Below are 24389 nucleotides of genomic sequence, written 5' to 3'. Positions count from 1 at the left end.
TCCTTTGTTGCACCTCCGGCTGGTCCCTCTCCGGTGGCGTTTTCCTTTTTTTGCCTATCCCGGCTCAAATTGCAGGATGAGGGTCGACAGCGGCGGCAGAACGATCTCTGCCGTTGCCGGATAACCGAATTCATTGCCTTTGGTTGCGCTGACCACACCCTGATTGCCCGTGTTGGACCCCGCATACCAGCCCGCGTCGGTATTGATGCGCTCGACCCACCGCCCGGCGGCAGGCATGGGCAGCCGGTATTTTTCGCGCGGCACGGGGGTCAGATTGGTGATGACCACCACAGGGGCCGCATCGGGAGCTTTGCGCACCCAGGCCAGCACCGAATTGGCCTGATCGTTGGCAATGATCCACTCGAACCCTTCGGGCTCGCAATCGCGTCCATGCAGCGCCGGCAGTTCGCGATAGACGGTATTGAGGTCGGAAATCAGCCGCCTTATGCCTTCGTGAGATGGCGCATCGAGCAGCCACCAGTCGAGCGCATGGGCCTCGCTCCACTCTTCGCGCTGGGCAAATTCCTGGCCCATGAACAACAGCTTCTTGCCCGGATACCCCCACATGAAGGCATAATAGGCGCGAAGGTTGGCAAACTTCTGCCAGTCGTCGCCCGGCATCTTGGAGAGCAGCGACCCCTTGCCATGCACCACTTCGTCATGGCTCAGCGGCAGCGTGAAATTTTCCGAAAAGGCGTAGAGCAGCCCGAAGGTCAGGTCATGGTGGTGGAAGCGGCGGTGGATCGGCTCGCGCTGCATGTAGCGCAGCGTGTCGTTCATGAAGCCCATATTCCACTTGAACCCGAACCCCAGACCCTTGGCATAGGTCGGCGCGGTCACCCCCGGCCAGCTCGTCGATTCCTCGGCCACGGTGAAGGTGCCGGGGTGGTGGCCGTAGGTTTCGGCGTTGACGCGCTGGAGAAAGGCGATCGCTTCGATATTCTCGTTGCCGCCCTGACTGTTGGGCACCCACTGGCCCGGCTGGCGCGAATAATCGAGATAGAGCATGGAGGCCACCGCATCGACCCGCAGCCCGTCGATGTGGAACCTTTCCAGCCAGTAGAGCGCATTGTTGGTGAGAAAGCTCGAGACTTCCTTGCGCCCGAAATTGTAGATCGCCGTGTTCCAGTCCGGGTGATAGCCCTGACGCGGATCGGCGTGCTCGTAGAGCGCGGTGCCATCGAACTTGGCCAGCCCGTGCTCGTCGGTCGGGAAATGGGCGGGCACCCAATCGAGAATGATCCCCAGCCCCGCATTGTGCGCTGCATCGACAAACCGGGCAAACCCGGCCGGATCCCCGAACCGTGCGGTGGGCGCATAAAGCCCCGTCGGCTGATAGCCCCAGCTCGGATCGTAAGGGTGCTCGGAAATCGGCAGCAACTCGATATGGGTAAAGCCCATATCGGCGGCATAGGGCACCAATTGCTCGGCAAGCTGCTCATAGCTCAAGAACCCGCCATCGGGCCGCTTGCGCCAGGAGCCCAGATGCACCTCGTAAACGCTCATCGGTTCGTGGCGGTAGTCGCGCGATTTGCGCGCTTCCATATACGCCTGGTCGGTCCAGGCAAACGGGGTCGGGTCAGCCACCACCGAAGCGGTTTTTGGCCGCATCTCCGATTGCTGCGCATACGGATCGGCCTTGAGCGGCAGGAGATTGCCCTCCTTGCCGATGATCTCGTATTTGTATTGCGCGCCTGGCGTGACGCCGGGCACGAAAATTTCCCAGATGCCGATCTGGTTGCGCAGCCGCATGGCGTGGCGTCGCCCGTCCCAATCGTTGAACGAGCCGACAACCGAAACGCGCCGCGCATTGGGTGCCCAGACGGCAAAATGGGTGCCCTCCACGCCCTCGAATGTCATGAAGTGGGCGCCCATCTTGTCGAACAGGCGCAGATGGGATCCCTCGCCGATGTAATAGTCGTCCATCGGGCCGAGCACCGGGCCAAACGAATAGGGATCGATCACATCCCACTCGCCCCCGTCATTGCCGGCATGGTACAGTACGGGTTGAAAACGGTCTATGGTCACCGGACCTTCAAAAAAGCCCGCATCGTCCCGTTTTTCAAGCTTTCCCAGGGGCTTGCCATCGAGTGTGCGCACCTCGGCCCATTGGGCGTGAGGCACGAGTGCACGGGCGACCCATTGGCCCTCACTCTCGTGCAGGCCCAAAATCGCGAAAGGGTCGTCGTGTTGTCCACTCACCACCCGAGCGATCTGTTTGGGATCGGCCTGCCATCCGGACTGCTTTTTTGCCAAGTGCTCTACTCCCCCTCTGATGTCGGTGCATCAGTCTGTTTGTTATGAACCCGCCGGAGACCCCCAAGTTCCGGCGTCCCGCAGTCAAATCGTCAGATGTGCGGCGCTCCCCAGATATCGTCGGCATATTCACGGATCGTGCGATCCGAGGAAAACCAGGCCATTCTCGCTGTATTGCGGATCGCCATGGCGTTCCAGACCGTGCGGTCGTTCCAGAACGTATCGACCTTGCGCTGCGCGGCGCAATAGGCGTCGAAATCGCGCGCCACCATGAACCAGTCATGGTCGTAAAGCCCATCCATCAGGGCGCGATAGCGCGCCCGGTCGTCGGGCGAAAACACTCCCGACCCGATCGCTTCGATGACCTCGCGCAACGATTGACTGGCTTCGATCAATTCGCGCGGCGGCCGGTTCTGAGCCCGGACGTCATCGACCTCGTCCGAGGTCATTCCGAAAATAACAATGTTTTCCGGCCCCAACCGCTCGCGCATCTCGACATTGGCCCCATCCATGGTGCCGATGGTCAAGGCCCCGTTGAGCGCAAACTTCATGTTCCCGGTCCCCGAGGCTTCCATGCCGGCGGTGGAAATCTGTTCGGACAGATCGGCGGCCGGGATAATGGTTTCGGCCAGCGACACGTTGTAATTGGGCAGGAACACCACCTTCAAGAGCCCACGCACGGCGGGGTCGTTGTTGATGACCTTGGCAACGTCGTTGATGAGCTTGATGATGAGCTTGGCGTTCCAGTAACTGGGCGCCGCCTTGCCCGCGAAGACCTTGACCCGCGGCACCCAGCGCTTTTCGGGATGGGCGCGGATCATGTTGTACTGCGCCACCGCTTCCATGATGTTGAGCAATTGGCGCTTGTATTCATGGATGCGCTTGATCTGGATATCAAACAGCGCATCGGGCGAGACCGTGACCCCTGCCCGCTCCTTGATGAGCGCCGCAAGGCGTTCCTTGTTGCCACGCTTGACGGCTGCGAACTGGTCCTGGAACGACTTGTCCTCGGCATGCACGTCGAGCTTGATGAGCTGTTCGATATCGTCCTTGAAATCGGGGCCGATGCGCTCGGAAATCAGCCGGGTCAGCGCCGGATTGCACTGCATCAGCCAGCGGCGTGGCGTGACACCATTGGTCTTGTTGTTGATGCGGTCGGGGTAGAGTTTGTGCAGATCGGCAAACACCGTCTGCTTCATCAATTCGGTATGCAGGGCGGAAACCCCGTTGATCGAATGGGACCCCACAAACGCCAGCTGCCCCATACGCAACCGACGGCCACCATTCTCGTCGATCAGGGAAATCGCCGCGATCCGGGAGTCATCGAGCCCTTTTTCGCGCGCTTCCTCGAGCACCATGGCGTTTATGGCATAGGCAATCTGCATCTGGCGCGGCAAGAGCCGCTCGAGCAGCGCCACGGGCCATGTTTCCAGAGCCTCGGGCAACAGCGTGTGGTTGGTGTAGGAGAAAATGCCCTTGGTCAGCTTCCAGGCTTCGTTCCAGCTCAGCCCCTGCACGTCCATCAGGATACGCATCATTTCGGCAATCGAAATCGCCGGATGGGTGTCGTTGAGCTGGATGGCCACCTTGTCGGGCAGCGAGCCCAGATCTCCATATTGCTGGAGATGGCGGCGTACGATGTCCTGCAGCGAGGCCGAGGAAAAGAAAAACTCCTGCCGCAGCCGCAATTCCTGACCGGCCGGCGTGGAGTCGGCGGGATAGAGCACGCGGGTGATCGAGACAGCCTTGGCGCTTTCTTCCAGCGCCCCGATATGGTCGCCCGAATTGAAGCGGTCGAGCAGCAGCGGATCGATCGGCTGGGCGCTCCAAAGGCGCAGGGTATTCACCCGCGCGCCGCGCCACCCCACGACCGGTGTATCGAAGGCCACCGCATTGAGATGTTCGGCCGGATGCCAGACCTGCCGCACGCTGCCATCGGGCTGGGTGACCGGCTCGACCGATCCGCCGAACCCGATCTCGTAAGCGCTTTCGCGACGCTCGAATTCCCATGGATTGCCGTGTGCAAGCCAGTCTTCGGGCAATTCGACCTGCCAGCCATCGCTCATTTCCTGGCGGAAAAGCCCGTGGACATAGCGGATGCCATAGCCATAGGCGGGCACCTTGATCGTCGACATCGATTCAAGAAAACAGGCGGCCAGACGGCCAAGACCGCCATTGCCGAGCGCCGCGTCGGGCTCGCGCTCGATCAATTCGTCCAGATCGACATTGAACGAGGCCAGCGCCTCGCGTATCGGCTCCATCATGCCGAGATTGGACACGGCGTCACGCATCAGCCGCCCGATCAGAAATTCGAGGCTGAGGTAGTAGACGCGCTTTTGCGATGTCCGCCAGGTATCGCGCGTCGACTCCATCCACTGGTCGATGATCCGGTCGCGTATGGTCAGGATGGTCGCGGTCAGCCAGTCCGTGCGGCGCGCGACAATCGGGTCCTTGCCAACGGCATAGGTCAGCTTTTCGAGGATTTCGTTGCGAAGCGTTTCAGCGTCGCTGGCCCGTGGCTGAGGGGTGGGGGCATCGTAAACGATCGGCTTTTGCGGCATATCGCAACCCATGGTTCATGTCTGTTCCTCCCCTCAGAGACCACGAGTGTTGCACGAGTTCTGGCCGCATTCCAGCACCTTTAGCGTCATGGCGCTCATGCGCTTCCAACATGGTTGAACAAAAAATGCATCGGACACGGAACCGGCGGGCCACAGGCGCGTTTTAGGGGCAGCCGATGGAGGCGCCCCTACCTTCATCGTGCCAAGCCCTGACCCTAAAGAGGATTGCTGCCCGGCGATCCTCTTTTTTTGTGCGATGGCGGAACCATCATCGCCGTCCGGCATTTATTGGAAACGCGGATGCGTTTCCCCCAAGCGCTTTCGCTATCAGAAAGGCCGGGAGCCCCAAAGGCTTCCCGGTCTTTCCTCGTTCGGGGCGGGATTTCAGGATCGCTCGGATCAGGTGATGTGGCTGCCGTCGATGCGCAGGGCATAGTCCACGCGGCTGCCATTGACCGCAAGCTCGCCCATTCCATCCACCGCCAGCGGCACGACGCTTTCGAGAAATTTGCGGGTCAGCGGCTCGATCTCGTGGGCCGTCGATCCGGCGCCCAGCCGTTCGGTCCATTTGATGATCAGATTGCGCCCACCATCCGACCGCGATTCGACGCTGAACGCCACGTTGATGGCCCCGTCGCCGGGATACAACTGGCCGTTGCGAACAGAGTTGGATGCCAACTCGTGGATGGCGAGCCCCACATAGAGCGCTGCGTTGGGCGAGACGACCAGGTCGTCGCCCTTGAGGTCGACCGGCAGCGCGTTGTCGCGGTGAAAAAGGGCAATCTGGCGCGAGATCAGATCGCTGAGCAAAGCGCCCTGCCAATCCCGATCGGTCACCAGATCCTGGGCGCGGGCGATCGCTTGCAGGCGCCCCGAGAAAGCCGTAACGAAGCCTGGAACGCTGGTGGCGCTGCGCGCGGTCTGGGACGCAAGCGAAAGCACGATGGCCATAAGATTGCGCGAACGATGGCTGACCTCACGCAGCAGGTTCTTGAGTTGAACCTCGCGGCGCTTCTGGGCACTGATATCGATGATCGTGGAATAGACCCCGATCGCCGAGCCGACCGGATCGAGATCGGGGTCGATCCAGATATCGAACCAGCGGACCTCCCCGGAAATATTGACCGGCAACTCGAAGCGTTGGGGCTCACGGGTTTGGAGGACATGAAGTTTGGTGGCACGGAGCCGCTCAGCGGCCAGCCGGGGCAGGAAATCGGAATCGGTGTTTCCCAGAACATCGGTGAGCTCTATGCCGGAGGGAAGGTTTTCCGCCCATTCATAAAGCAGATCGCGGTTCTGATAACTCAGGGAGACCGGCGTTCGACTCAGGGCCCTCATGGCAAACGCAAAGCGGCGAGAACTCTCGAGGGTACCCCCGCCTGACTTTCCGTTGTCCTGACCCTTCATAGGCGACGCATGTTTGTCCGAGTGTTCCACAAGCCCCACTTAAACCGCCCCGATGGGCGGCTCGTTTTTCGTCTCAGCACCATGGGGCTGCTAGCGTGCGCGCCGAGCCAACCCGAAGATGAGACCAATAACCATTGCGACGAGAAATACAAAGAATAGAATCTGTGCAATCGAGGATGCTGCCCCGGCGATCCCGCCAAATCCGAGAACGCCGGCGATAATGGCAATTATGAGAAATGCCAGAGCCCAACCGAGCATGATCGTACTCCCGTAAAATTCTGAACGTGTGGGAGAACGAACCGGGCGCCGGGTTGTTCCGGCGCCGCGCCGATTTATGCGGCCTGTTCCATCTGTTCGGAAAAGAACAGCACCTGACTGACCAGCGCCTTGACCATGTCGGGCTGGAAGGGCTTGGTGACCAGAAAGGCAGGCTCGGGCCGTTCACCGGTCAGAAGACGTTCAGGGAACGCGGTGATGAAGATGACCGGCACGCTGGCCGAGCGCAACATGTCGTTGACCGCGTCGATGCCCGAGCTGCCATCGGCAAGCTGGATATCGGCGAGAACGAGGCCGGGCCGGCGCTGATTGAAAAGCTCGACAGCTTCCTTGTGAGTCCGCGCAACGCCGGTCACCGAATGGCCCAGCGACTCAACCATCTGCTCGATGTCCATGGCGATCAGGGGCTCGTCCTCGATAATCAGAACGGTGGTTGCAACCTGACGCGCCATCTCCGTGGAAGCGGATTCGATGAGCTCGGCGAATTCCACGTCGCTGACGCCAAGAATTTCGGCACCCTCGGCGTTGGAAAACCGTTCGACGGCCATGAGAAGAAAAGCCTGACGCGGCAGCGGCGCAATCGCACGCAAACTGCGGCGAGCCTGCTCTTCCCATGCGTGTGCCGCGGGAGGCAGCTCGGCCAGATTGATATCGACCGACTTCCAGAGCTGGGAAAAGACCTTGTAAAGGGCCACCTTGGGATCGAGGTCGGTCGGAAAGATCGACCTGTCGGCAACAAGCGCCTCGAGCGTTGCAGAAACATAGGCGTCGCCACTCGACTGGCTACCGGTCAACGACCGCGCAAAACGCCTCAGATAAGGAATGTGCGGCGCAATCAACTCAGCAAGATTCATAAATATAGCTCCCTCGGATAGTCGCCTCGCCTTACGCGCAGGCGGCGACAATGGACCGATAACGGCACCTTTGACGAAAAGTTCCGCAACGATGGAACTTTTTTTGACTCTTGACGTTTCCGGAGCCAACAACAAGTCGCTTTGTGGGGTAAACGTGACGCAACTCAGCAGCAAAAACATGACCAGTGACGATCAGGACGAAAAGGTCCGTGAGGGCGAAGAAAAGCCAAGCCTGGGAGCAGATTCACAGGCCTTCATTGGGCTCAAGCTACGCGAACTCTACGACGACGTCGTCGCAGAGCCGGTTCCCGATCGTCTGCTTGAGCTGCTTGGCAAGCTCGGAGACGATGACAAGTCCAAGTCCGAATAGGAGGCGGCCATGTCAGACACATATGATTTCCGCGCCGAACTGCTCGCCGTAATTCCCAATCTTCGTGCCTTTGCCATGTCGCTTGTCGGTGCAGCCGACAAGGCCGACGATCTGGTGCAGGAGACGCTTGTGCGCGCCTGGGACAAGCGGTCCTCGTTCACGCCCGGCACCAATCTCAAGGGCTGGCTCTTCACCATTCTGCGCAATGAATTCTATAGTCAGATGCGCAAGCGCAAGCGCGAAGTGTCCGATCCCGAAGGGGCAATGGCCGAAAAGCTCTCGAGCCATCCCGAACAGGTCGGCCGCCTCGATATGGAAGATTTCAAGAAGGCCGTAAACCAGCTCCCCGAAGATCAGCGCGAAGCGCTCATCCTGGTGGGCGCCTCGGGATTTTCCTACGAGGAAGCGGCTGAAATCTGCGATTGCGCAGTCGGCACGATCAAGAGCCGTGTCAGCCGTGCCCGCACGCAGCTGGCGACCATCCTCAAGCTCGAGGGCGATGGCGAGTTCGGTCCCGACGCCGTGGCGGTCGGGGTTATGAACCTTTCCTCCTCCAGCGCGGCCTGACACATCAAAAAACGCGGAAAATTAAGGGGTTTCGGGCATTGCGCCCGGAACCTCTCTTTCGTTTCGGCGTTAGAGTTGCGGGTATAACTCAAACATGGGAGGCCAATCATGGCCCGAGCCGCAACAACAGCCCGTACAGCAAAAGCCAACACTGACGATCCGGCAAAAGATCTCGATGCCGAAATCGCGGCGCTGCGTGAAGACGTCGCCGCCATCACGGCAACGCTGGGCGATGTCGTCAAATATCGCACCGACGGAGCCAAAACCGAAGCCCGCCGCCTCCGCAAGACCGCGGAACAAAAGGGCGAAGAGACACTGGAGCAGGTCCAGGACAGTTTCGAGGCCGCGGAAGGCGAACTCAAGTCGATGATCCGCGAAAAGCCGATCTCGTCAGTGCTTATCGCGGCCGGCGTCGGTTTCGTTCTTTCCAAAATTCTTTAAGGAGCGGCGCCATGGCGCTGACCGCACCTTTCACGGCGGTGACCGACCGCGCAACATCGGCTGTCCGGTCGATGGGGCTGTCGGTTGCCGTTTACGCAATCATCGGCCTGATCGGCCTGGTCGGGCTCGGCTTCCTTATCGCCGCGCTCTATATCTGGCTGGCTCAGGAAACCGGCCCGTTGGAAGCCGCCCTGATTATGGGCGCGGGCTTTCTTGTTCTCGCGGGCATTTCGCTGGGTATCGTCATCGCCCGGCACAAACACAAGAAAGAACAGAAGCGCCGCAATTCCGCCAATACGGCGATGATGGCGTCCACTGTTTCGCTGGCATCGACCGGCCTGCGCATCGCCTCTCGAGCCCGGGGACGGTTGTTCTGGCCCGCCGTGGCCGCCATCGCGCTTGGCTGGTATTTCGGCACGTCCGGCGGCGATGACGACGATTGAGCCTAGCAACACACGGGAAAAAGGCCGGTCAATGTGACCGGCCTTTTTTTGTGGCCGGGATTACGCGTGGTCCTTGGCCAGCGAATTGAGCTTGAAGAGCTTGTCGAGATCGGCACCGCGCAGCACGCCTTTGTTCGCCGGAGCGGCGTGATGGTCCCTGAGAGTTTCAAGCAGTTCGATCTTGCGTGCATGGGACAGTGTGGGGTCCCTGGCAATTTCGGCTGGGCTACAGTCATGGCGCCAGCATCGAAACAGGCAGGTATGGTCTTGTCAGCCATGGCATCCCTCCTTTTCAGGGAGAAATGCGGGTTGGGGATGGCCCACCAGTGCCGTTGTGAAAATCCACCATCCGCTCCTCGCCCGGGCGGCTGACATGGCAAAAGGGCCGGCTTGGAGGCCGGCCCTTTCCCGTCAAGTGTGGTAGGCGTTGGTTACTCGACGATCAGCGAGTTGTCTTCGGGAGCCGAGAGATAGGCTTCCTCGTCATACTCGGGAGCGGCTTCCAGTTCCTCTGCGGTAAGCGGAGTGCGCAGGATCAGGCCGCCATTTTCGTCACGGACGAAAGTCAGATTGTCGAAGGCAACGGCAACAGGCTTGGTGGCAATACCCAGGAAGCCGCCGAAGTCGATGACAACGGCATCAACCGTGCCGTCTTCCGAAAGCAGGATGTCGCCAATCGAGCCGATTTCCTCATCGCCCGCGCCGTAAACCGCCGTACCGGTCAACTCATCTGCCGAAATATCGGCGGTAGCGACCGATTCCATGCTGTCGAAATCGGCAGCAGCGGCAGCGTCGGCTTCAGCCGGGGCTTCCTCGGCTGCCATCGCGTCTTCAGCCGGAGCGGCTTCTTCGCTTGCCATGGCATCATCGGCCGGGGCAGCTTCTTCGCTTGCCATGGCATCATCGGCCGGAGCAGCTTCTTCAGATGCCATCGCGTCATCAGCCGGGGCAGCTTCTTCGCTTGCCATGGCGTCATCGGCAGGGGCAGCTTCTTCAGTTGCCATCGCGTCGTCAGCGGGGGCGGCGGGCGCCATAGCATCACCGGCGGGAGCGGGAGCCATGGCATCGCCGGCACCCATCGAATCCATTTCGGCGGCGGCAGCCGATTCACTTGCCAGCCATTCCTGGCGGTCGAATTCGGCAGCATTTTCAAGCTGTTCGCGGGTCATGCTGGCAACGAGACGGTTATTGCCGTCCATATCCTCGGACAGTTCAAGGTCGGACCAGTTGATGGCGACGCTCTTCTGGCCGATGCCAAGGAAACCGCCGACACCGACGACAACGGCACCGATTTCGCCGTTCTGGTCGAGCACGAAGTCATTGACGTCGCCGATGGCTTCGGCGTCGTCGCCCGTGGAATTATAAATGGTTTCACCGATGATTTCGGTGGCCAGCCAACCGTCGGCATTGATGCCGGTTTCTTCGGCGCTAACAAGAGGCTCCTGCGGAGTTTCGGGTTCCGCGGGCGTCTCCATCATGGGTTCTGCAGGGGCCATGGCGGGATCAGCCGGGGCCATTTCCTGAGCATAGGCGCCGCCGGTAACAACCAGAGCCAGCGCGGTCGAGGCAAGAAGCTTGCGATACATTAGTTTTCTCCTGAAATCGCTTGTTTCAAGTTTTCAGGCTGGAACCGCGAGGCTCAACTCATGCCCCGATCGGCACCCCAGCCGTCATGGCAAATGAACGTCGCCTTCCCCGCTTGGTTCCCCAATGCAACGAGAATCCCCAACAAATGCGGGCTTTGGAACACAATGCGCGGTCTGTCCGTTTCCTTTGAATCAGCCACCACCGACTCCGGCCGCAAATGTGTCGCTAATGCCTTTGTCTTGGCGTTATTGCGCCATTGGCCCAGCACATTCACAAGCGACAAAGGGAGCGATCATCCATGCTCCCGGATTTGTGATTTATGAGTTTTCCAGGCTTTGCACGTAATCCCGCCCAATCGGCATCATCGGCTCCCATCAAGGGCTACAGCCGCCGAGGGTTCATCATCGGTTGGCTGGCGATCATCTGTCTGGGGGTCGGGGGATTTGTGTTCGCCTCGAGTTATCTTTCGCCCTCGAGCGCCCACCTCCGGCTCGCCAACATCGCCGGAACGGTCCACACCGTGATCAGTCCCGGTTAAGCGGCCAACCCGCTCGCCTTGCCCGAAGCCCAGGCCCATTGGAAGTTGTAACCTCCGAGCCAGCCGGTCACGTCGACCGCCTCGCCGATGAAATAGAGCCCGGGCACGGCCTTGACCTGCATGTCGGTGGAACTGAGCGCCGCGGTATCGATGCCGCCCAAAGTCACTTCGGCCGTGCGATACCCTTCCGTGCCGACCGGTTTGACCCGCCAGTCCGAAATCGCGGCGACGATGGCGTCCATGCCCTTGCGCCCCAGATCGGCAAGATTGCCCGAAACGCCAGCCTGCGCCACAACCAGTTCGGCCACCCGGCGTGGCAGCAGCTCGGCAATTGCGTTGAGCACGGACTGCTTGCCGTTGCGCGCGCGCGCCTCGACTAGCCATTGGGCGATATCGGCCTGCGGTGCCAGATCGATGGCAACGGCATTGCCCTCGCGCCAATAGGAAGAAATTTGCAGGATCGAGGGACCACTCAACCCGCGATGGGTGAACAGCAGGCCCTCTTGGAATGCGGTTTTGCCGTGGCTTACCGTTGCGTCGAGCGAAACCCCGGCAAGTGGCCGAAGGCGCTCAAGCATGCCCGGCTCGAAGGTGAGCGGCACAAGACCTGGGCGCGGTTCGACGACCGGCACACCGAACTGGGCCGCGACCTGATAGGCAAAGCCGGTGGCGCCCATTTTCGGTATCGACTTGCCACCTGTCGCTATGACCAGCGATGTGCAGGTAACCGGGCCGTCGGGCAGCCGCAGGGCGTAGCCATTGGCCGAAGGCTCGATCGCCTCGACACCGACACCCAGTTCGAGCCGCACGCCGGCGGCTTTCATTTCATCGAGCAGCATGTCGATGACCTGCTGGGCCGACCCGTCGCAAAAGAGCTGACCGAGCGTTTTTTCGTGATAGGCGATGCCGTAGCGTTCCACCAGCGCAATGAAGTCCGCGGGGCGATAGCGCCTCAGAGCTGAAATTGCGAATTTTGGGTTTTGCGAGAGGAACGATTGCGAGCTCGTGTGGATGTTGGTGAAGTTGCACCGCCCGCCGCCCGAAATGCGGATCTTCTTGCCCGGCGCCTCGGCGTGATCGACAATGAGGACCGACCGGCCACGCTGGCCGGCGGTTGCCGCGCACATCATGCCCGCCGCCCCGGCTCCGATAACGACAACGTCGAAAAAACCCATGACATCCTGCCAAAAAAACACCCGCCCGGTTGGTACCGGACGGGCGGGTCTGGCGCAAACGCTGAAAGCGATCAGGCCACGATAAGCGTGTTGCCCGTCGCAACGCGGGAATAAAGATCCATGATGTCCTGGTTCATCAGGCGCACGCAGCCCGAAGAGACATTGGTGCCGATCGTCCAGGGTTCCGGCGTGCCGTGAATCCGATAAAGCGTATCGCGGCCGTTCTGGAAGATGTAGAGCGCGCGCGCGCCAAGCGGATTGTCGAGACCGCCCGGCTGGCCATTACGCCACTCCTCGAGTTCGGGCTGGCGCTCGATCATCGCGGAGGGCGGGGTCCAGGTCGGCCATTTGCGCTTGAACTGGATCGTGCCGCGACCCGACCAGCCGAACCCTTCGCGGCCAAGACCCACGCCATAGCGCATGGCCTGGCCATCTTCCTGAACCAGGTAGAGATAATAATTGGCGGTATCGACGTAAATCGTGCCCGGACGTTCTCCCGTGGGGTCGGGAACGACCCGACGATAATAGGTGGAATCGACAAACCGCAGATCGACGGCCGGAACATAGAACTCACCGTCCTGCACGCCGCGATACATGTTGACGTAAAACGGATCCAGTTGCGGAAGGGCCGGAGTCTGGGGCGCCGGGGTGCTCATGCTCGAGCAACCGGCGAGTGTCAGGGCCGAAAGACTGGCGGCTCCGGCGAGAAATCGGCGGCGGGGGAGTGGGGTGGTCAATGAGGTCATCTTGTCTGCTTTTTGTTATCCGGATGGCTTGCACGGCGCGATATGAAATATGGCTGGCGCGACATTGTTCCGCCCTCCCTCATGCCGGCAGAAGCTGTGTTGCCTTTCGGCACCACACCCCATTGGCATACGGATGGTCCCCCGCGGATCACCGCACATCCTTGAAAAGCGGCCTGTCGGCCCGAAAAACCGGCATATTTCATGCGCGGATCTTCATAGCCGACTTAGCAGCAGATTGGTTTACAATCGGGAAAGGATAAATGTGATCGCACATTTGTGAGAATCGCGAGGGATCATCCTTCGATGTCTTCCCGCATCAATTCCAGCTCCAGCCAGCGATCTTCCATCTCGGCCAGCTTTTGCTGCGCCGCGGCGAGATCGGCGGTGACCTTTTCGAATTTGTCCGGGTCACGATTGTAAAGCCCGGCATCGTCCAGCGTCGACTGGAGCGCGGCCATCTGCTTGCGCACGCCATCCATTTCTTTCGGCAGCGTCTCAAGCGCGTGTTTGTCCTTGAACGACAATTTGCGCTTTTGCTGCGGCGGTGCGGCGGGAGCCGATTTGCCTTTGGGCGCGGCCGGCGCTTTTTCGACGCGACGGGCCGAAACCCCTGCCCCGCGTTGGACGACCATGTCGGCATAGCCACCGGCATATTCGTTCCAGTCCCCGTCGCCCTCGGCAACGATGATCGAGGTGGCAACCTTGTCGAGAAAATCGCGATCGTGGCTGACCACGATCACGGTGCCCTGATAGTCGGCGATCATTTCCTCGAGCAGGTCGAGGGTTTCGAGATCGAGATCGTTGGTCGGCTCGTCCAACACCAGCACATTGGAGGGCAGCGCCAGGGCGCGGGCCAGCGTGACGCGGTTGCGCTCGCCGCCCGAAAGCTTGCCGACCACGGTTCGGGCCTGCTCGGGGGTGAACAGAAATTCCTTCATGTAGCCGATGACATGCTTGGGCTGGCCATTGATGGTCAGCGTATCGCTGCCCCCACCGGTCAGCACGTCCTTGAGGGTGGCTTCGGGATCGAGCGAAGCGCGGCGCTGATCGAGCACGGCGAGCTCAAGCCGCGTGCCGAGCCGCACAGTGCCCCTATCGGGCTCAATCTCGCCGGTCAACATGCGGATCAGCGTCGTTTTGCCCGCGCCATTGGGACCGACGATGCCGACCCGGCTGCCGCGCATGACGCGCGTCGAAAAATCGTCGACCACCACCCGCTCGCCGAACGCCTTGTGGATATTTTCGGCCTCGACGACCATGGCGCCCGAACTGCGCCCCTCGGCCACCGTCATTTTTACGGTGCCCTGCGGGCCGCGATAATCCTTGACCTGCTGGCGCAGGCCGCCCAGCAGATCCATGCGCCGCACATTGCGCTTGCGGCGGGCGGTGACGCCATAGCGAACCCAGTGCTCCTCGGCAGCGATCTTGCGCGCCAGCTTGTGCTGCTCCTTTTCCTCCTGCTCGAGGAAATCGTCGCGCCAGGCTTCAAACATGCCAAAGCCCTGATCGATGCGCCGGGTCTGCCCCCGGTCGATCCACACAGTGCTGCGCGTGAGATCGGAGAGAAACCGGCGGTCGTGGCTGATGAGCACCAGGGCCGAGCGCAGCGATTTGAGTTCGCCTTCCAGCCATTCGATGGCCGGCAAATCGAGATGGTTGGTTGGCTCGTCCAGCAGCAAAATGTCGGGTTCCGGCGCAAGCACGCGGGCCAGCGCGGCGCGACGGGCCTCTCCGCCCGATAGCGAGGCGGGATTTTCGGTGCCCGTCAGACCAAGCTGCTCGAGCAGATATTGCGCCCGATAATTATCGTCGGCGCCTTCCAGGCCCCCTTCCACATAGGCAAGCGTGGTTTCAAAGCCCGACAGATCGGGCTCCTGGGGCAGATAGCGCACGGTGGCGCCGGGCTGAAAGAACCGCTCTCCCCCATCGGGTTCGATGGTTCCGGCAGCAATCTTGAGCAGGGTCGACTTGCCCGACCCGTTGCGCCCGACCAGCGCGATCTTTTCGCCCGGCCCCACCGAAAGGTCGGCCCCTTCCAGCAGGGGTGTCGACCCCATGACGAGGCGGATCGATTGCAAGGCAAGGAGTGGCGCGGCCATAAAAAACTCGGGTCATTTCGGGGGAAGGCTGTCGTGGGTGACAGATGGCCAATATCACTGGCCAATGCAAGCCCCTGCCGTTATGCGGACTGCGCGATCTCGCGCGCCTCGGCGTTTATCCTGATCCGCGCCCAGACCGGGAGATGGTCCGAGCCCTTGCGGGCCAGATCCGACATGTGGACGCCTGACGCGGCCACATCGATGTCCATGGTGGTGATGATGCGATCGAAATTGAGCACCGGACGGGAAGAATGAAAGCTCGGGCCCGGTGCGATCACCTGATGGTTCTCGGCAAAATGGGCAAGGCACCCGCCTTCCGTCGTCCACTGGTTGAGATCGCCCATGATGATCGTGGGGAGCGTTTCATCGAGAATATCGAGTTGGTTGAGCACCGACTGCGCCTGACGGCGGCGCCAAAGATCGACCAGCCCCAGATGCAGCCCGATGACGCGAAGACGCTCATTGCCGACCTGGAAATCGCCAAGCACGGCACCGCGCGGTTCCAGCGCGGGCAGCGTCAGGGTCTTGGTGTCGAGCACTTCGATGCCCTGGCGATAAAGAATCGTGTTCCCATGCCAGCCAAGGCTTTGCTCACGCACCCCGAAGCTGATGGCAAAATAGTCGGACCGTTCGGCAACCATTTCGGGAGACAACGAGGCGGCCCGACTGCCGAACCGCCTGTCGACTTCCTGAAGCGCGATGATATCGGCATCGATTTCGGAAATGATATCGAGGATGCGGCCCGGATCGCGCCGCCAGTCTGTGCCCACGCTTTTGCGGATGTTGTAGGAAGCGACGGAAATCATGGGTGCATAATTGTCATGGCGATGTGGCAGGTCAATGAAGCTGGCCGCACTTGGTTGCTAGAAAATGCTGTTGGCATGGGCCTCGATGAGATCGACGGCACCAGCCAGCTTTTCATCGATGATGGCAAGGTCGCGCGTCCAGTCGGACATGCCGGTGAGTTCGCTCACCCCGTCGGAAATCCCACGCACCACAACCAGCGGGACGCCAAAGGCCTGGCAGGCGCGCAGCACCGCAAAGGATTCCATATCGACCATATCGGCGTCGATTGCCTCATAGCCCGCCCCCGAAACCACATTGGCACCGGTCGACAGCCGCGCCGGTGCCAGACCCGGAATTTCCGGCTCAAGCGGCAACACGACCGGCAGATCGAGAAACGGCGTGGCGCCGCGCGCGAACCCCAGCGCCGTCGCATCCATGTCGCGATAGGAAACCGAAGCGGCCTGATAAACCCCGGTGTGCGCGAGCGTTGCCGAACCGGCCGATCCGAGCGAAACGACAAGATCGGGCAGGCCACGACCGGTTTGCGCCGCCGCCAGGGCGCGGGTGACAGAAATCGCCGCCTCGACCGGGCCGACACCGCACATGAGCGGCGCGATCCGGGCTCGCAAATGCGGGCCATATTCGGGATCGGCAGCCATGACATAGAAAATTGAAGCCATCACCGTGCCTAAGCCGCCGCCCGATTGCCCGCAACAAAAATCGATCTATGGCATCGAGGGCACGAAGACTTCCACCAGATTGGAGCGATCCCCGCCCGCTGTCGGCGCCCCCATCAGGGTCAGTATCTGCCCCTCATGGACCACCGCCCCAAACCCGTGCCGCGGGGTGGGGAGCGGTGCAAGCTCGGTCCAGTTATCGGTGAGCGGATCGTAGGCTTCCGCTTCGGCGAAGGTTACCTGGCGCGTTTCCCCGCCGAAAATGAACGCCTTGCCGTCCAGCACGGTGGCGGCAACCCCACTGCGCGCGGTCGGCATAGGCGCGCCGCTGCGCCAGGCATCGGTTTGTGGATCGTAGATCTCGACGGTGTCGAGATTGAATGCCGGATCGCCATCGACCCGGCCGCCAATAGCGAGGATCTCGCCGGCAATCGCAACGACACCGAGATGATCGCGCGGCGTGGGGATTGGGGATGCGATCTTCCAGGTGTCGGCCTGTGGATCGTAGATCATGTGGGCATCGGTATTGACTGCACCCGAGCGCGAACCGCCGATCACATGGATTTTGCCATCGACAATCGCCGCGCCGCCCGCTGCCAGCGGCGAGGGCATGGGGGCCGCCGCGCTCCAGGCAAGCGTCTCCCCATCGAGAACCCAAACCGCGTCGATCGCCTCCCAGCCATTGACGTAACCACCGAACACATAGATGTCCCCGTCCAGCGCGGCGGCCATGGGGTGATGTACGCGATAGGGGAAATCGGGTCCGACACTCCAGCTTTGCGCTTCGAGGTCGTAGATCAGCACTTCGGTGGCTCCAACATAATCGCCGATCAGATAGGCCAGGTCGCCGTCCTGCACCACGGCCATTTCCGAGCGCGGCTGGGGCCCTTGAACCCCGCCCTGCCACTGGCCGGGCTCATGTCCCATGGCGGCACAGGCCAACAGTGCAAATGCAGGCGCAAGCACCCAGCGCAATCCGGTCGTCATCCTTCTTCCTCCCTGTCCTACCCGCCCAGCGCCTCCGCTATTCGAGGAGCAACCTCCTGCATGCGCGGCGCAAGGTCCAATACCCCCTCCTCTTCCCCGATCACGCGGCGCAAAACCATGATGACCAACGATCCGTAAAGCCGGGTCTTGCCCCTCACGGGCACACTCATCCCCCAGATATCGCCGCCAAAGGTATGCGCCATGTAGTTGCTGTCGGCCAACGCATAGCCCTTTTGGCGGATATCGGCGATCAATTCCGAAATCTTGCCCGGCTTGTTGGCCAGGGCGTTCCAGCCGGTCGGATCGCGGCGCAGCAAGCTGAGCAGCACCTCGCGCTCCTTGTCCTCCATGAACGCGAGATAAGCCCGCCCAAGCGATGTCGTGAGCATTGGCGGGCGATGGTTGGGCTGGCGGGTGACCATCATGCCGCGCCAGTCATGGGTCGTATCGGCGATGATCATGGCATCGCGGTCGAAAATTCCAAAGCTCGCAGGCCATTTGAGAATTTCCCGGCTCTCGCTGAGCACAGGGCTGGCCAGCCGCCCCATTTCCCGCACCGCCGAATAACCGCCCGAGAGCAAAAGGGTCTTTCCCGCCGCCCGCCAATGGGCGCCGTCGCACCGGGTGACATAGCCATCATGCTCGAGTGTTTCGAGCATGCGCACGATGGTCGCCTTGTCGAGCCCGGACTTGGCATGCAGGCTGCCCACGGTGGCTCCCTGCTCTTCGTTGACATAGCGCAATATGGTCAGCCCCCGGCTCAGCGCCTCAACCTTCCTGTACGAAACCATGCTTTCCCTCGTGGCTCGCCCGCCCTTCTCGCATCAGTAATACAGCATAATGCATGGAATTAGACTTTCGTCTAATTCACCATTGTTCAAACCCGTGATTCAGGTCGGCACCCCAGGTGCATGAGTGTTTTTGGGCCGAATTTTGGGCAAATTGGACCGGACGGGCACTTTCTTTTCCGAAAATCATCGGAAACCGAAATAACTTTGCGCAGCATCGCTGACATATCAGCTTGACTCGACGCGCTCCGAAAGCGCAATTTTGTGAAATGGCGTTTCACAATGCGGCGCCTCGTCGCCCGGCAAATTGCCACAACAGGCGATCGCAACCGACACAACCGGAAAACCGGTGGTCGGTAAGGAGGAGGAAATTCAGTTCTGAAAATGAAGGATTTGAGTATGTGGAGACCCACCGGTCTGGGCCCTGTCGGCCGGACGGCGCTTATGGCGGCCGCGATAGCCGCTCTTGCCGCGACATCGGCATTTGCGTTCGACAACATGTCACCCGAGCAACGCGCCGCGCTTGAAGCCAAGGCGATAGATGTTGCGGCAACCGACGGTGAAACCGCCGCCGCTGAAGGCGGTGAGCGCACCATTTTTGACGGCGTTTACACGGCAGAACAGGCCGACCGCGGTATGGGCTTTTTCGGCACCGACTGCGCGACCTGCCATTCCAATACCGCGCGCGGCTCTTCTGCCGCTCCGGGTCTGATTGGCTACACGCTGGACAACAAATACGCCGACGAGTCGCTTTTCACCTATTTCGATTACATGCGCTCGAACATGCCTCCGGGCAATGCAGGCTGGTTCACCGATCAGGAATATGCCGACATCGTCGCCTACCTGCTCGAGTTGCATGGCGCCCCGGCCGGCGACACCGAACTCGAAGGCACCGAGGAAGCGCTTTCGACAATCACGATCGTACCCACGCCCTAGGGCGGGGATTGCGATCAAAACCAACGGGAACGCGGAGCTCCAGCGTTCCCGTGCTCAACAACAAACTCGTACCAAAAGAGAAAGGGAGTGAGGCAATTGTCTTCCAAACTGTTGAAAATGGTCCTTGCGGGGACCACGGCTTTCGGGCTGCTCGCCGTACCGGCGTTTGCCCAGAGCGCGATAAGCGATCTGGCGCCGGTGACCGACGAAATGCTCGCAAACCCCGATGATGGCGACTGGCTCGCCTACGGTCGCGCTGTCGACAACTATCGTTTCAGCCCGCTCGATCAGATCAACACCGACAATGTCGGTCAGCTCCAGATGGTCTGGGCACGCGGTCTTGAAACCGGCCCGATGCAGACCTCGCCGATCGTTTACGATGGCATCATGTTCATCGCCAACCCCGGCGACACCATCCAGGCCATCGACGCCGTCACCGGCGATCTGATCTGGCAGTACCGCCGCCGTCTGCCCGATACCACCACCCTGCATTCGCTTGGCGATCGCAAGCGTGGCATCTCGGTTTATGGCGATCACCTCTACTTCATGAGCTGGGACAACTTCCTTGTCGCCCTCGACATGAAGACCGGCCAGCTGGCCTGGGAAGTCGATCGTGGCCAGGGCACCGATCTGGTTTCCAACACGTCGGGCCCAATCGTGGCAAACGGCGTGATCGTGGCCGGCTCGACCTGCCAGTATTCGGCGTTCGGCTGTTTCATCTCCGGCCATGACGCCGAAACAGGTGAAGAACTCTGGCGCAACACCTTCATCCCCCAGCCGGGTGAAGAAGGCGACGAAACCTGGGGCAACGATTACGAATCGCGCTGGATGACCGGCGTTTGGGGTCAGATCACCTATGATCCCGAACTCGACCTGGTCTTCTACGGTTCGAGCGCGGTTGGCCCGGCTTCGGAAGTTCAGCGCGGCACGCCCGGCGGCACGCTTTACGGCACCAACACCCGCTTTGCGGTCCGCCCCGAAACCGGCGAAATCGTCTGGCGTCACCAGACCCTGCCCCGCGACAACTGGGATCAGGAATGCACGTTCGAAATGATCGTCGCCGACACCGACGTGAACCCCAGCGAATCCATGGATGGCCTGCGCGCCATCGGTTCGGACGCATCGGGTGAAGGTCGTCGCGTTCTGACCGGCGTGCCGTGCAAGACCGGAACGATGTGGCAGTTCGACGCCGAAACCGGCGAGTTCCTGTGGGCGCGCGATACCGCCTACACCAACATGATCGAAAGCATCGACGAAACCGGTCTGGTCACCGTCAACGAAGATGTCGTCCTCGACGAAATCGGCGTTCCGGTGGAACATTGCCCGGCCTACCTCGGTGGTCGCGATTGGCCGCCCTCTGCGTTCAACCCGAACACGGGCATCTACTACATCCCGCTCAACAACACCTGCCAGATTTCCACGGCACGTGACAACGAGCCGACGGCCCTCGACGTGTACAACACCGATTCCGAGTACACGCTGCCGCCTGAAGAGACCAATGTTGGCCGTATCGACGCCATCGACATCTCGACCGGCGAAACCGTCTGGAGCTGGGAACAGCCCGCTTCGCAGTACTCGCCGGTGATGACAACCGCAGGCAACCTGCTGTTCACCGGTGGTGGCGATCGCTACCTCAAGGCCTTCAACGCCGAAACCGGCGACATGCTGTGGCGCTCGCGCCTTGCGTCGGATGCTTCGGGTCACGCGATCACCTATGAGGTCGATGGACGTCAGTACGTCGCGATCCCGGCAGGACCGGCCGGCTTCTCGTCGGCTCTGATGATTGCCGACGGCAATGTGGACCAGGGCGGCAGCAACTCTGCAGTCTATGTCTTCGCACTGCCCGAAGAATAAGATCTGATCACCAAATCGGGGGTTCAGCGGTCAGCCGCTGGACCCCTTCCTGCCTTTACATGCCGGATTTCCGGCATCTGCGGACCCTTCAGGGAGGATGGATGCCGCTCTTGAGCAAAACTGCTTTCCATGTCGCAACATTGGGTGCCGCGCTGACGCTGATTGCGGGATCGGCGTTCGCTCAGTCCTTCGATATCGTACCCCGAGACCTTTACACCGAACGCATGCGGCAAGAGGGCAGCAAGCTCGTCTTCTGCATCAACCCAGAAGGCGTTCTGGCCCCGTTCGAGCGCGATCTCGCCCAGGCAATCGGACAGAGCGTTCTGGCGGAGGTCGAATTTTATGAAGTGGGCGCCCGCGACTGGCCGACACGGCCATTGCCGCTCGATTATCGGATTGTTCTCACCGAGCAGCAGATGTTCATCATGCTGGCGCAGGAATGCGACGGTTTCATGGGGTTCCTTTTGTCCCCATCCAATCCCGACTGGATGACAATCAGCCAGCCCTATCTCAGCGCCCGCACCGTGCTGGTGACGCGTTCGGACGCCGCCGAGCTGGCCGAAGTGCCGTTTGGCGAGCGCATTGGCGTGCGCATGATGGCAGCCGGCGACAACAGGCTGATCCAGTATCTTGGCGCGCAACCCGAAGACCGCAGTTGGGGCCGCACGCCCTACCCCGACAATCAATTGATGCTCGAACGCCTGGTCGACGGCACGATCGGCGCCGGCATGATCTGGGAGTACGGGCTGTTCGGCGCGACCGAAGGAGATCCAGAGGCCGCCGGGTTCAGCTATTCCTATGACCTGCCCTTTCCGGTCGACCCCATCGAAATCGGCATCGCCACGCGGGCCGAGGATAGCTATCTGAACAATTTGCTGTCCGATTCCATCGCAGCGCTCAGGGCCGACGGCACCATCGATGCGCTTCTGGCCGAAAACGGGCTGACCGACAAAAGCGGCAATTGAGCGATGATGGTTTGCTGGCCCACCGATAGCGTCGCCAGGGAGGCTCGCCGATGTTCGATCTGAGCTTCATCCAGCTTGTGATGCGTGCAATCGGTACGGTCGTCGTTGTAACCCTGATGGGATTTTCGGTTGCCGGTTTTGCCCGTCTTCTGGGTGACAAGGGCACCGCCTATGACGGCAAGCTCACCCTCAACCCGTTCGTTCACGTCGATATTTTCGGCCTGTTCGGCGGCACGATCGGACGTGGGGGGTGGACGCGGCCCATCGCAATCGATCCGGCGGCGGGCCGGATGGGGCGCGCAACGCCGGTGATCGTTGCGCTGCTGACCATGGCGGCAATATTTCTCTTTGGCCGCCTTGTGTTGCTGGCCCTGCCCTGGGTGGCGGCCTATTGGCCGGCGAGCAGTGCCGCGTTTGTCGATGCGACGATCAGGATGACAGCCGACATTGCGGCGTGGACCCTGGCAATAAACATCATCCCCATTCCACCGCTGCTGGGCGGTTATCTGCTGTTATCGCTCGCACCCGATGCCCATGGATGGCTCGTCAGGCGCCATCTCTACGTTTCCATCGTCCTGGCGGTGCTTGTGGTCCTTGCCTACCAGAGCCTTCCGGCAACACCTTTTGGTGAGTTGGCCCGCCTTCTTGGAGCGCGGTGATCCATGACCAACGCGACGCTGAGTGACCCCATTCTGTCACCCCTTTACCGGGTCATCGCGCGCCGCCGCGCCCGGACGCTGGCGCGGATCGCGCTGGCCTGCACGCTGGCGATCCTGGCCGCGCTGCTGGTGACGCTCGCTCTGGACCGTCTCGGGCTTGCATCGCTTGAGGCCGTACCAATCGCTTTCGCGGCGGGTCTGGCAACGGTGCTGACGGCGGGGTTTGTCGCTTGGATGCGGCGCAGGTCAGAGGCGGAAGAAGCCTTTTTCATCGACCATGCGACGGGGTTTGAACAGGCATACGGCACCGCTGTCGAACTGGTGCAAAGCCCCGGTACTTTGGCCAACCCGGTACCCAAGGAGCTTGTTGGATCGGTCCGCGGTCGCCTCGATGCCGTGGTGCCCGCCCGGCTGTTGCGCATCTTTACGCCGGGATTTGTGTTCGCGCTTGTGCTGACGGGTATCGTCGCGCTGGCCGCAATCTGGCTGATGCAGATGCCCGCTCCGGCCGTGCCTCAAGAGCCGGCCATTCAAAACCAGCCAGCCGATACCGAAACGATCTCGACGGTCGCGCAAATGATCACCGAAGACGCCGAAGCGCGTGATGACGTCCTGCTCGGCGCCATCGCCAGAACGCTCGCGGAGCGCGCCGAAACGGCCGGTGCGGAAGGGTTGTCCGACGCGCTTGCCCGCGAGATCAACGACCTTCTCGATCAGGCGGCGGCGGCCTATGGTGGCAATCCCCCCGACTGGCTCGGCAATGCCGATGGCACGCGGCTCGATCAGCTCGAGGCCGGCCTCGAGGCCATGGCGAACGAGAGCCAGACGCCGCCAGCGGCCCAGCCATTGGAGCCGCCGCAGGGGCGCGGCGATGCCGTTCAGGCAACGCCCGAGGGCCCCGGCATGTATGAGGCGCGGCCCGAGCTTGCCGAGCAGTATGGGGATCGGTCCGATGACGAGCGGCTGGCCAACGCCGAAATCGTCTCCAATGGCGAACCGCCAACCGACCTTGGCGGCGCATCGTCAGGAGAAGGGCCGCAATTGATGGAACCCCAGCAGCTTCAGTCCATCGGCAGTATTCCGGTTGGCGCAGCGCTCGAATCGGGCCGCGGCCTCTCCAACGCCGCCGGTCTGGGCGAACAGGACATGCAGGCCGACGACGCCTTTACCCAACTGGACGCCGCGCCGGATCAGGACATGGTCGTAAGCGCCGAGCCGCAAACCGGCGGAAGCCGCATCCGCATCGAGATCGTTCCCCAGACCGCCGAGAGCGGCGGTGCGGGAGCCGCCAATGCGATCGGCGGCCAGACCGGATCGGGCTCGTTAGAGCCCGTGGCGCGCGATTTCATTCCCCTCCCGGCCCGCGACATCACCGCCCGCTATTTCGAGCGCCTGGCGCAATGAGGGTGTGGCCCAA

Annotated in this window: 23 protein-coding genes; 10 read left to right on the top strand and 13 right to left on the bottom strand. The window is 61.3% G+C overall.

The genetic code is table 11. The features are described 5' to 3' along the window. Positions 1-54: 54 nt before the first annotated feature. The 5 genes from glgB to V6617_RS06590 form a co-directional block, all read right to left on the bottom strand. Positions 55-2256: a 1,4-alpha-glucan branching protein GlgB gene (gene glgB, locus V6617_RS06610; RefSeq protein WP_338609873.1), complete on the bottom strand. Its 2202-nt coding sequence runs from the start codon at positions 2254-2256 to the stop codon at positions 55-57. Between the two features lie 92 nt (positions 2257-2348). Beyond that, complete coding sequence (locus V6617_RS06605) at positions 2349-4817, bottom strand: glycogen/starch/alpha-glucan phosphorylase (protein ID WP_338609871.1); 2469 nt, start codon at positions 4815-4817, stop codon at positions 2349-2351. Between the two features lie 399 nt (positions 4818-5216). Beyond that, on the bottom strand, positions 5217-6155 hold the full coding sequence (locus tag V6617_RS06600; protein ID WP_338609869.1) for a sensor histidine kinase: 939 nt from the start codon (positions 6153-6155) through the stop codon (positions 5217-5219). A 159-nt stretch (positions 6156-6314) separates the two neighbouring features. Beyond that, positions 6315-6482 (bottom strand): DUF1328 domain-containing protein, encoded by a 168-nt coding sequence (locus V6617_RS06595; RefSeq protein WP_338609868.1) that lies wholly within the window; start codon positions 6480-6482, stop codon positions 6315-6317. A 74-nt stretch (positions 6483-6556) separates the two neighbouring features. Further along, positions 6557-7354, bottom strand: coding sequence for a response regulator (locus tag V6617_RS06590; protein WP_338609866.1), 798 nt, complete (start codon positions 7352-7354; stop codon positions 6557-6559). 178 nt (positions 7355-7532) lie between these two features. Between V6617_RS06590 and V6617_RS06585 the strand changes: the two genes are divergently transcribed. The 4 genes from V6617_RS06585 (at position 7533) to V6617_RS06570 (ending at position 9175) form a co-directional block, all read left to right on the top strand. Then, positions 7533-7724: a NepR family anti-sigma factor gene (locus V6617_RS06585; protein ID WP_338609865.1), complete on the top strand. Its 192-nt coding sequence runs from the start codon at positions 7533-7535 to the stop codon at positions 7722-7724. Positions 7725-7733: 9 nt separating this feature from the next. Continuing rightward, positions 7734-8291 (top strand): sigma-70 family RNA polymerase sigma factor, encoded by a 558-nt coding sequence (locus tag V6617_RS06580; protein WP_338609864.1) that lies wholly within the window; start codon positions 7734-7736, stop codon positions 8289-8291. 108 nt (positions 8292-8399) lie between these two features. After that, positions 8400-8732 (top strand): hypothetical protein, encoded by a 333-nt coding sequence (locus V6617_RS06575; RefSeq protein WP_338609862.1) that lies wholly within the window; start codon positions 8400-8402, stop codon positions 8730-8732. 11 nt (positions 8733-8743) lie between these two features. Next, a complete protein-coding gene (locus tag V6617_RS06570; protein WP_338609861.1) occupies positions 8744-9175 on the top strand; it encodes a phage holin family protein in 432 nt (143 codons plus the stop codon). Between the two features lie 431 nt (positions 9176-9606). On the opposite strand, the gene V6617_RS06565 is transcribed toward V6617_RS06570, so the two are convergent. Then, a complete protein-coding gene (locus tag V6617_RS06565) occupies positions 9607-10761 on the bottom strand; it encodes a PRC-barrel domain-containing protein (protein ID WP_338609859.1) in 1155 nt (384 codons plus the stop codon). A gap of 320 nt (positions 10762-11081) precedes the next feature. On the opposite strand from V6617_RS06565, the gene V6617_RS06560 reads away from it, so the two are divergent. After that, a complete protein-coding gene (locus V6617_RS06560; protein ID WP_338609858.1) occupies positions 11082-11300 on the top strand; it encodes a hypothetical protein in 219 nt (72 codons plus the stop codon). Here the strand turns inward: V6617_RS06560 and V6617_RS06555 are convergent. The 7 genes from V6617_RS06555 to V6617_RS06525 form a co-directional block, all read right to left on the bottom strand. Then, positions 11297-12475 carry an NAD(P)/FAD-dependent oxidoreductase gene (locus V6617_RS06555; RefSeq protein WP_338609856.1) on the bottom strand — a complete coding sequence of 393 codons (1179 nt, stop codon included), beginning with the start codon at positions 12473-12475 and terminating at the stop codon, positions 11297-11299. The genes V6617_RS06560 and V6617_RS06555 overlap by 4 nt on opposite strands. Before the next feature lie 71 nt (positions 12476-12546). After that, the gene (locus V6617_RS06550) at positions 12547-13221 is read right to left on the bottom strand and encodes a L,D-transpeptidase (RefSeq protein ID WP_338609854.1); all 675 of its coding nucleotides are present in this window, start codon (positions 13219-13221) and stop codon (positions 12547-12549) included. Positions 13222-13514: 293 nt separating this feature from the next. After that, positions 13515-15320, bottom strand: coding sequence for an ABC-F family ATP-binding cassette domain-containing protein (locus tag V6617_RS06545; RefSeq protein WP_338609852.1), 1806 nt, complete (start codon positions 15318-15320; stop codon positions 13515-13517). An 80-nt stretch (positions 15321-15400) separates the two neighbouring features. Then, positions 15401-16126 carry an endonuclease/exonuclease/phosphatase family protein gene (locus V6617_RS06540; RefSeq protein ID WP_338609850.1) on the bottom strand — a complete coding sequence of 242 codons (726 nt, stop codon included), beginning with the start codon at positions 16124-16126 and terminating at the stop codon, positions 15401-15403. Positions 16127-16183: 57 nt separating this feature from the next. Then, complete coding sequence (locus V6617_RS06535) at positions 16184-16786, bottom strand: 5'-methylthioadenosine/S-adenosylhomocysteine nucleosidase (RefSeq protein WP_338609848.1); 603 nt, start codon at positions 16784-16786, stop codon at positions 16184-16186. 45 nt (positions 16787-16831) lie between these two features. Beyond that, on the bottom strand, positions 16832-17770 hold the full coding sequence (locus tag V6617_RS06530) for a Kelch repeat-containing protein (protein WP_338609847.1): 939 nt from the start codon (positions 17768-17770) through the stop codon (positions 16832-16834). A 17-nt stretch (positions 17771-17787) separates the two neighbouring features. After that, entirely contained in the window at positions 17788-18561 is a 774-nt protein-coding gene (locus V6617_RS06525) for a helix-turn-helix domain-containing protein (protein WP_338609846.1), read from the bottom strand. A gap of 396 nt (positions 18562-18957) precedes the next feature. Between V6617_RS06525 and V6617_RS06520 the strand changes: the two genes are divergently transcribed. The 5 genes from V6617_RS06520 (at position 18958) to V6617_RS06500 (ending at position 24376) form a co-directional block, all read left to right on the top strand. Then, positions 18958-19494 carry a c-type cytochrome gene (locus V6617_RS06520; protein ID WP_338609845.1) on the top strand — a complete coding sequence of 179 codons (537 nt, stop codon included), beginning with the start codon at positions 18958-18960 and terminating at the stop codon, positions 19492-19494. Positions 19495-19581: 87 nt separating this feature from the next. Then, positions 19582-21348: a pyrroloquinoline quinone-dependent dehydrogenase gene (locus V6617_RS06515; protein ID WP_338609843.1), complete on the top strand. Its 1767-nt coding sequence runs from the start codon at positions 19582-19584 to the stop codon at positions 21346-21348. A gap of 110 nt (positions 21349-21458) precedes the next feature. After that, positions 21459-22313, top strand: a complete 855-nt coding sequence (locus V6617_RS06510; RefSeq protein WP_338609841.1) for a transporter substrate-binding domain-containing protein — start codon at positions 21459-21461, stop codon at positions 22311-22313. A 50-nt stretch (positions 22314-22363) separates the two neighbouring features. Continuing rightward, positions 22364-22972, top strand: a complete 609-nt coding sequence (locus V6617_RS06505) for a hypothetical protein (protein ID WP_338609839.1) — start codon at positions 22364-22366, stop codon at positions 22970-22972. A gap of 3 nt (positions 22973-22975) precedes the next feature. Then, complete coding sequence (locus V6617_RS06500) at positions 22976-24376, top strand: hypothetical protein (protein ID WP_338609837.1); 1401 nt, start codon at positions 22976-22978, stop codon at positions 24374-24376. Positions 24377-24389 lie beyond the last annotated feature (13 nt).

Origin of the sequence: Pelagibacterium nitratireducens, from assembly GCF_037044555.1 — a bacterium.
Taxonomy (GTDB): Bacteria; Pseudomonadota; Alphaproteobacteria; order Rhizobiales; family Devosiaceae; genus Pelagibacterium; species Pelagibacterium nitratireducens.
The sequence above is the reverse complement of the archived record's forward strand: the minus strand, read 5'-3'. Positions and strand labels throughout refer to the sequence as shown.

Bases quoted from the DNA above. Each gene is read 5' to 3' on its own strand.
- V6617_RS06540 (WP_338609850.1), bottom strand. From the start codon at position 16,126: ATGATTTCCGTCGCTTCCTACAACATCCGCAAAAGCGTGGGCACAGAC.
- V6617_RS06520 (WP_338609845.1), top strand. From the start codon at position 18,958: ATGTGGAGACCCACCGGTCTGGGCCCTGTCGGCCGGACGGCGCTTATG.
- V6617_RS06575 (WP_338609862.1), top strand. From the start codon at position 8,400: ATGGCCCGAGCCGCAACAACAGCCCGTACAGCAAAAGCCAACACTGAC.
- V6617_RS06545 (WP_338609852.1), bottom strand. From the start codon at position 15,320: ATGGCCGCGCCACTCCTTGCCTTGCAATCGATCCGCCTCGTCATGGGG.
- V6617_RS06525 (WP_338609846.1), bottom strand. From the start codon at position 18,561: ATGGTTTCGTACAGGAAGGTTGAGGCGCTGAGCCGGGGGCTGACCATA.
- V6617_RS06585 (WP_338609865.1), top strand. From the start codon at position 7,533: ATGACCAGTGACGATCAGGACGAAAAGGTCCGTGAGGGCGAAGAAAAG.
- V6617_RS06600 (WP_338609869.1), bottom strand. From the start codon at position 6,155: ATGAGGGCCCTGAGTCGAACGCCGGTCTCCCTGAGTTATCAGAACCGC.
- V6617_RS06580 (WP_338609864.1), top strand. From the start codon at position 7,734: ATGTCAGACACATATGATTTCCGCGCCGAACTGCTCGCCGTAATTCCC.
- V6617_RS06550 (WP_338609854.1), bottom strand. From the start codon at position 13,221: ATGACCTCATTGACCACCCCACTCCCCCGCCGCCGATTTCTCGCCGGA.
- V6617_RS06505 (WP_338609839.1), top strand. From the start codon at position 22,364: ATGTTCGATCTGAGCTTCATCCAGCTTGTGATGCGTGCAATCGGTACG.
- V6617_RS06565 (WP_338609859.1), bottom strand. From the start codon at position 10,761: ATGTATCGCAAGCTTCTTGCCTCGACCGCGCTGGCTCTGGTTGTTACC.
- V6617_RS06570 (WP_338609861.1), top strand. From the start codon at position 8,744: ATGGCGCTGACCGCACCTTTCACGGCGGTGACCGACCGCGCAACATCG.
- V6617_RS06560 (WP_338609858.1), top strand. From the start codon at position 11,082: ATGAGTTTTCCAGGCTTTGCACGTAATCCCGCCCAATCGGCATCATCG.
- V6617_RS06595 (WP_338609868.1), bottom strand. From the start codon at position 6,482: ATGCTCGGTTGGGCTCTGGCATTTCTCATAATTGCCATTATCGCCGGC.
- V6617_RS06535 (WP_338609848.1), bottom strand. From the start codon at position 16,786: ATGGCTTCAATTTTCTATGTCATGGCTGCCGATCCCGAATATGGCCCG.
- V6617_RS06530 (WP_338609847.1), bottom strand. From the start codon at position 17,770: ATGACGACCGGATTGCGCTGGGTGCTTGCGCCTGCATTTGCACTGTTG.
- V6617_RS06500 (WP_338609837.1), top strand. From the start codon at position 22,976: ATGACCAACGCGACGCTGAGTGACCCCATTCTGTCACCCCTTTACCGG.
- V6617_RS06555 (WP_338609856.1), bottom strand. From the start codon at position 12,475: ATGGGTTTTTTCGACGTTGTCGTTATCGGAGCCGGGGCGGCGGGCATG.
- V6617_RS06605 (WP_338609871.1), bottom strand. From the start codon at position 4,817: ATGCCGCAAAAGCCGATCGTTTACGATGCCCCCACCCCTCAGCCACGG.
- V6617_RS06590 (WP_338609866.1), bottom strand. From the start codon at position 7,354: ATGAATCTTGCTGAGTTGATTGCGCCGCACATTCCTTATCTGAGGCGT.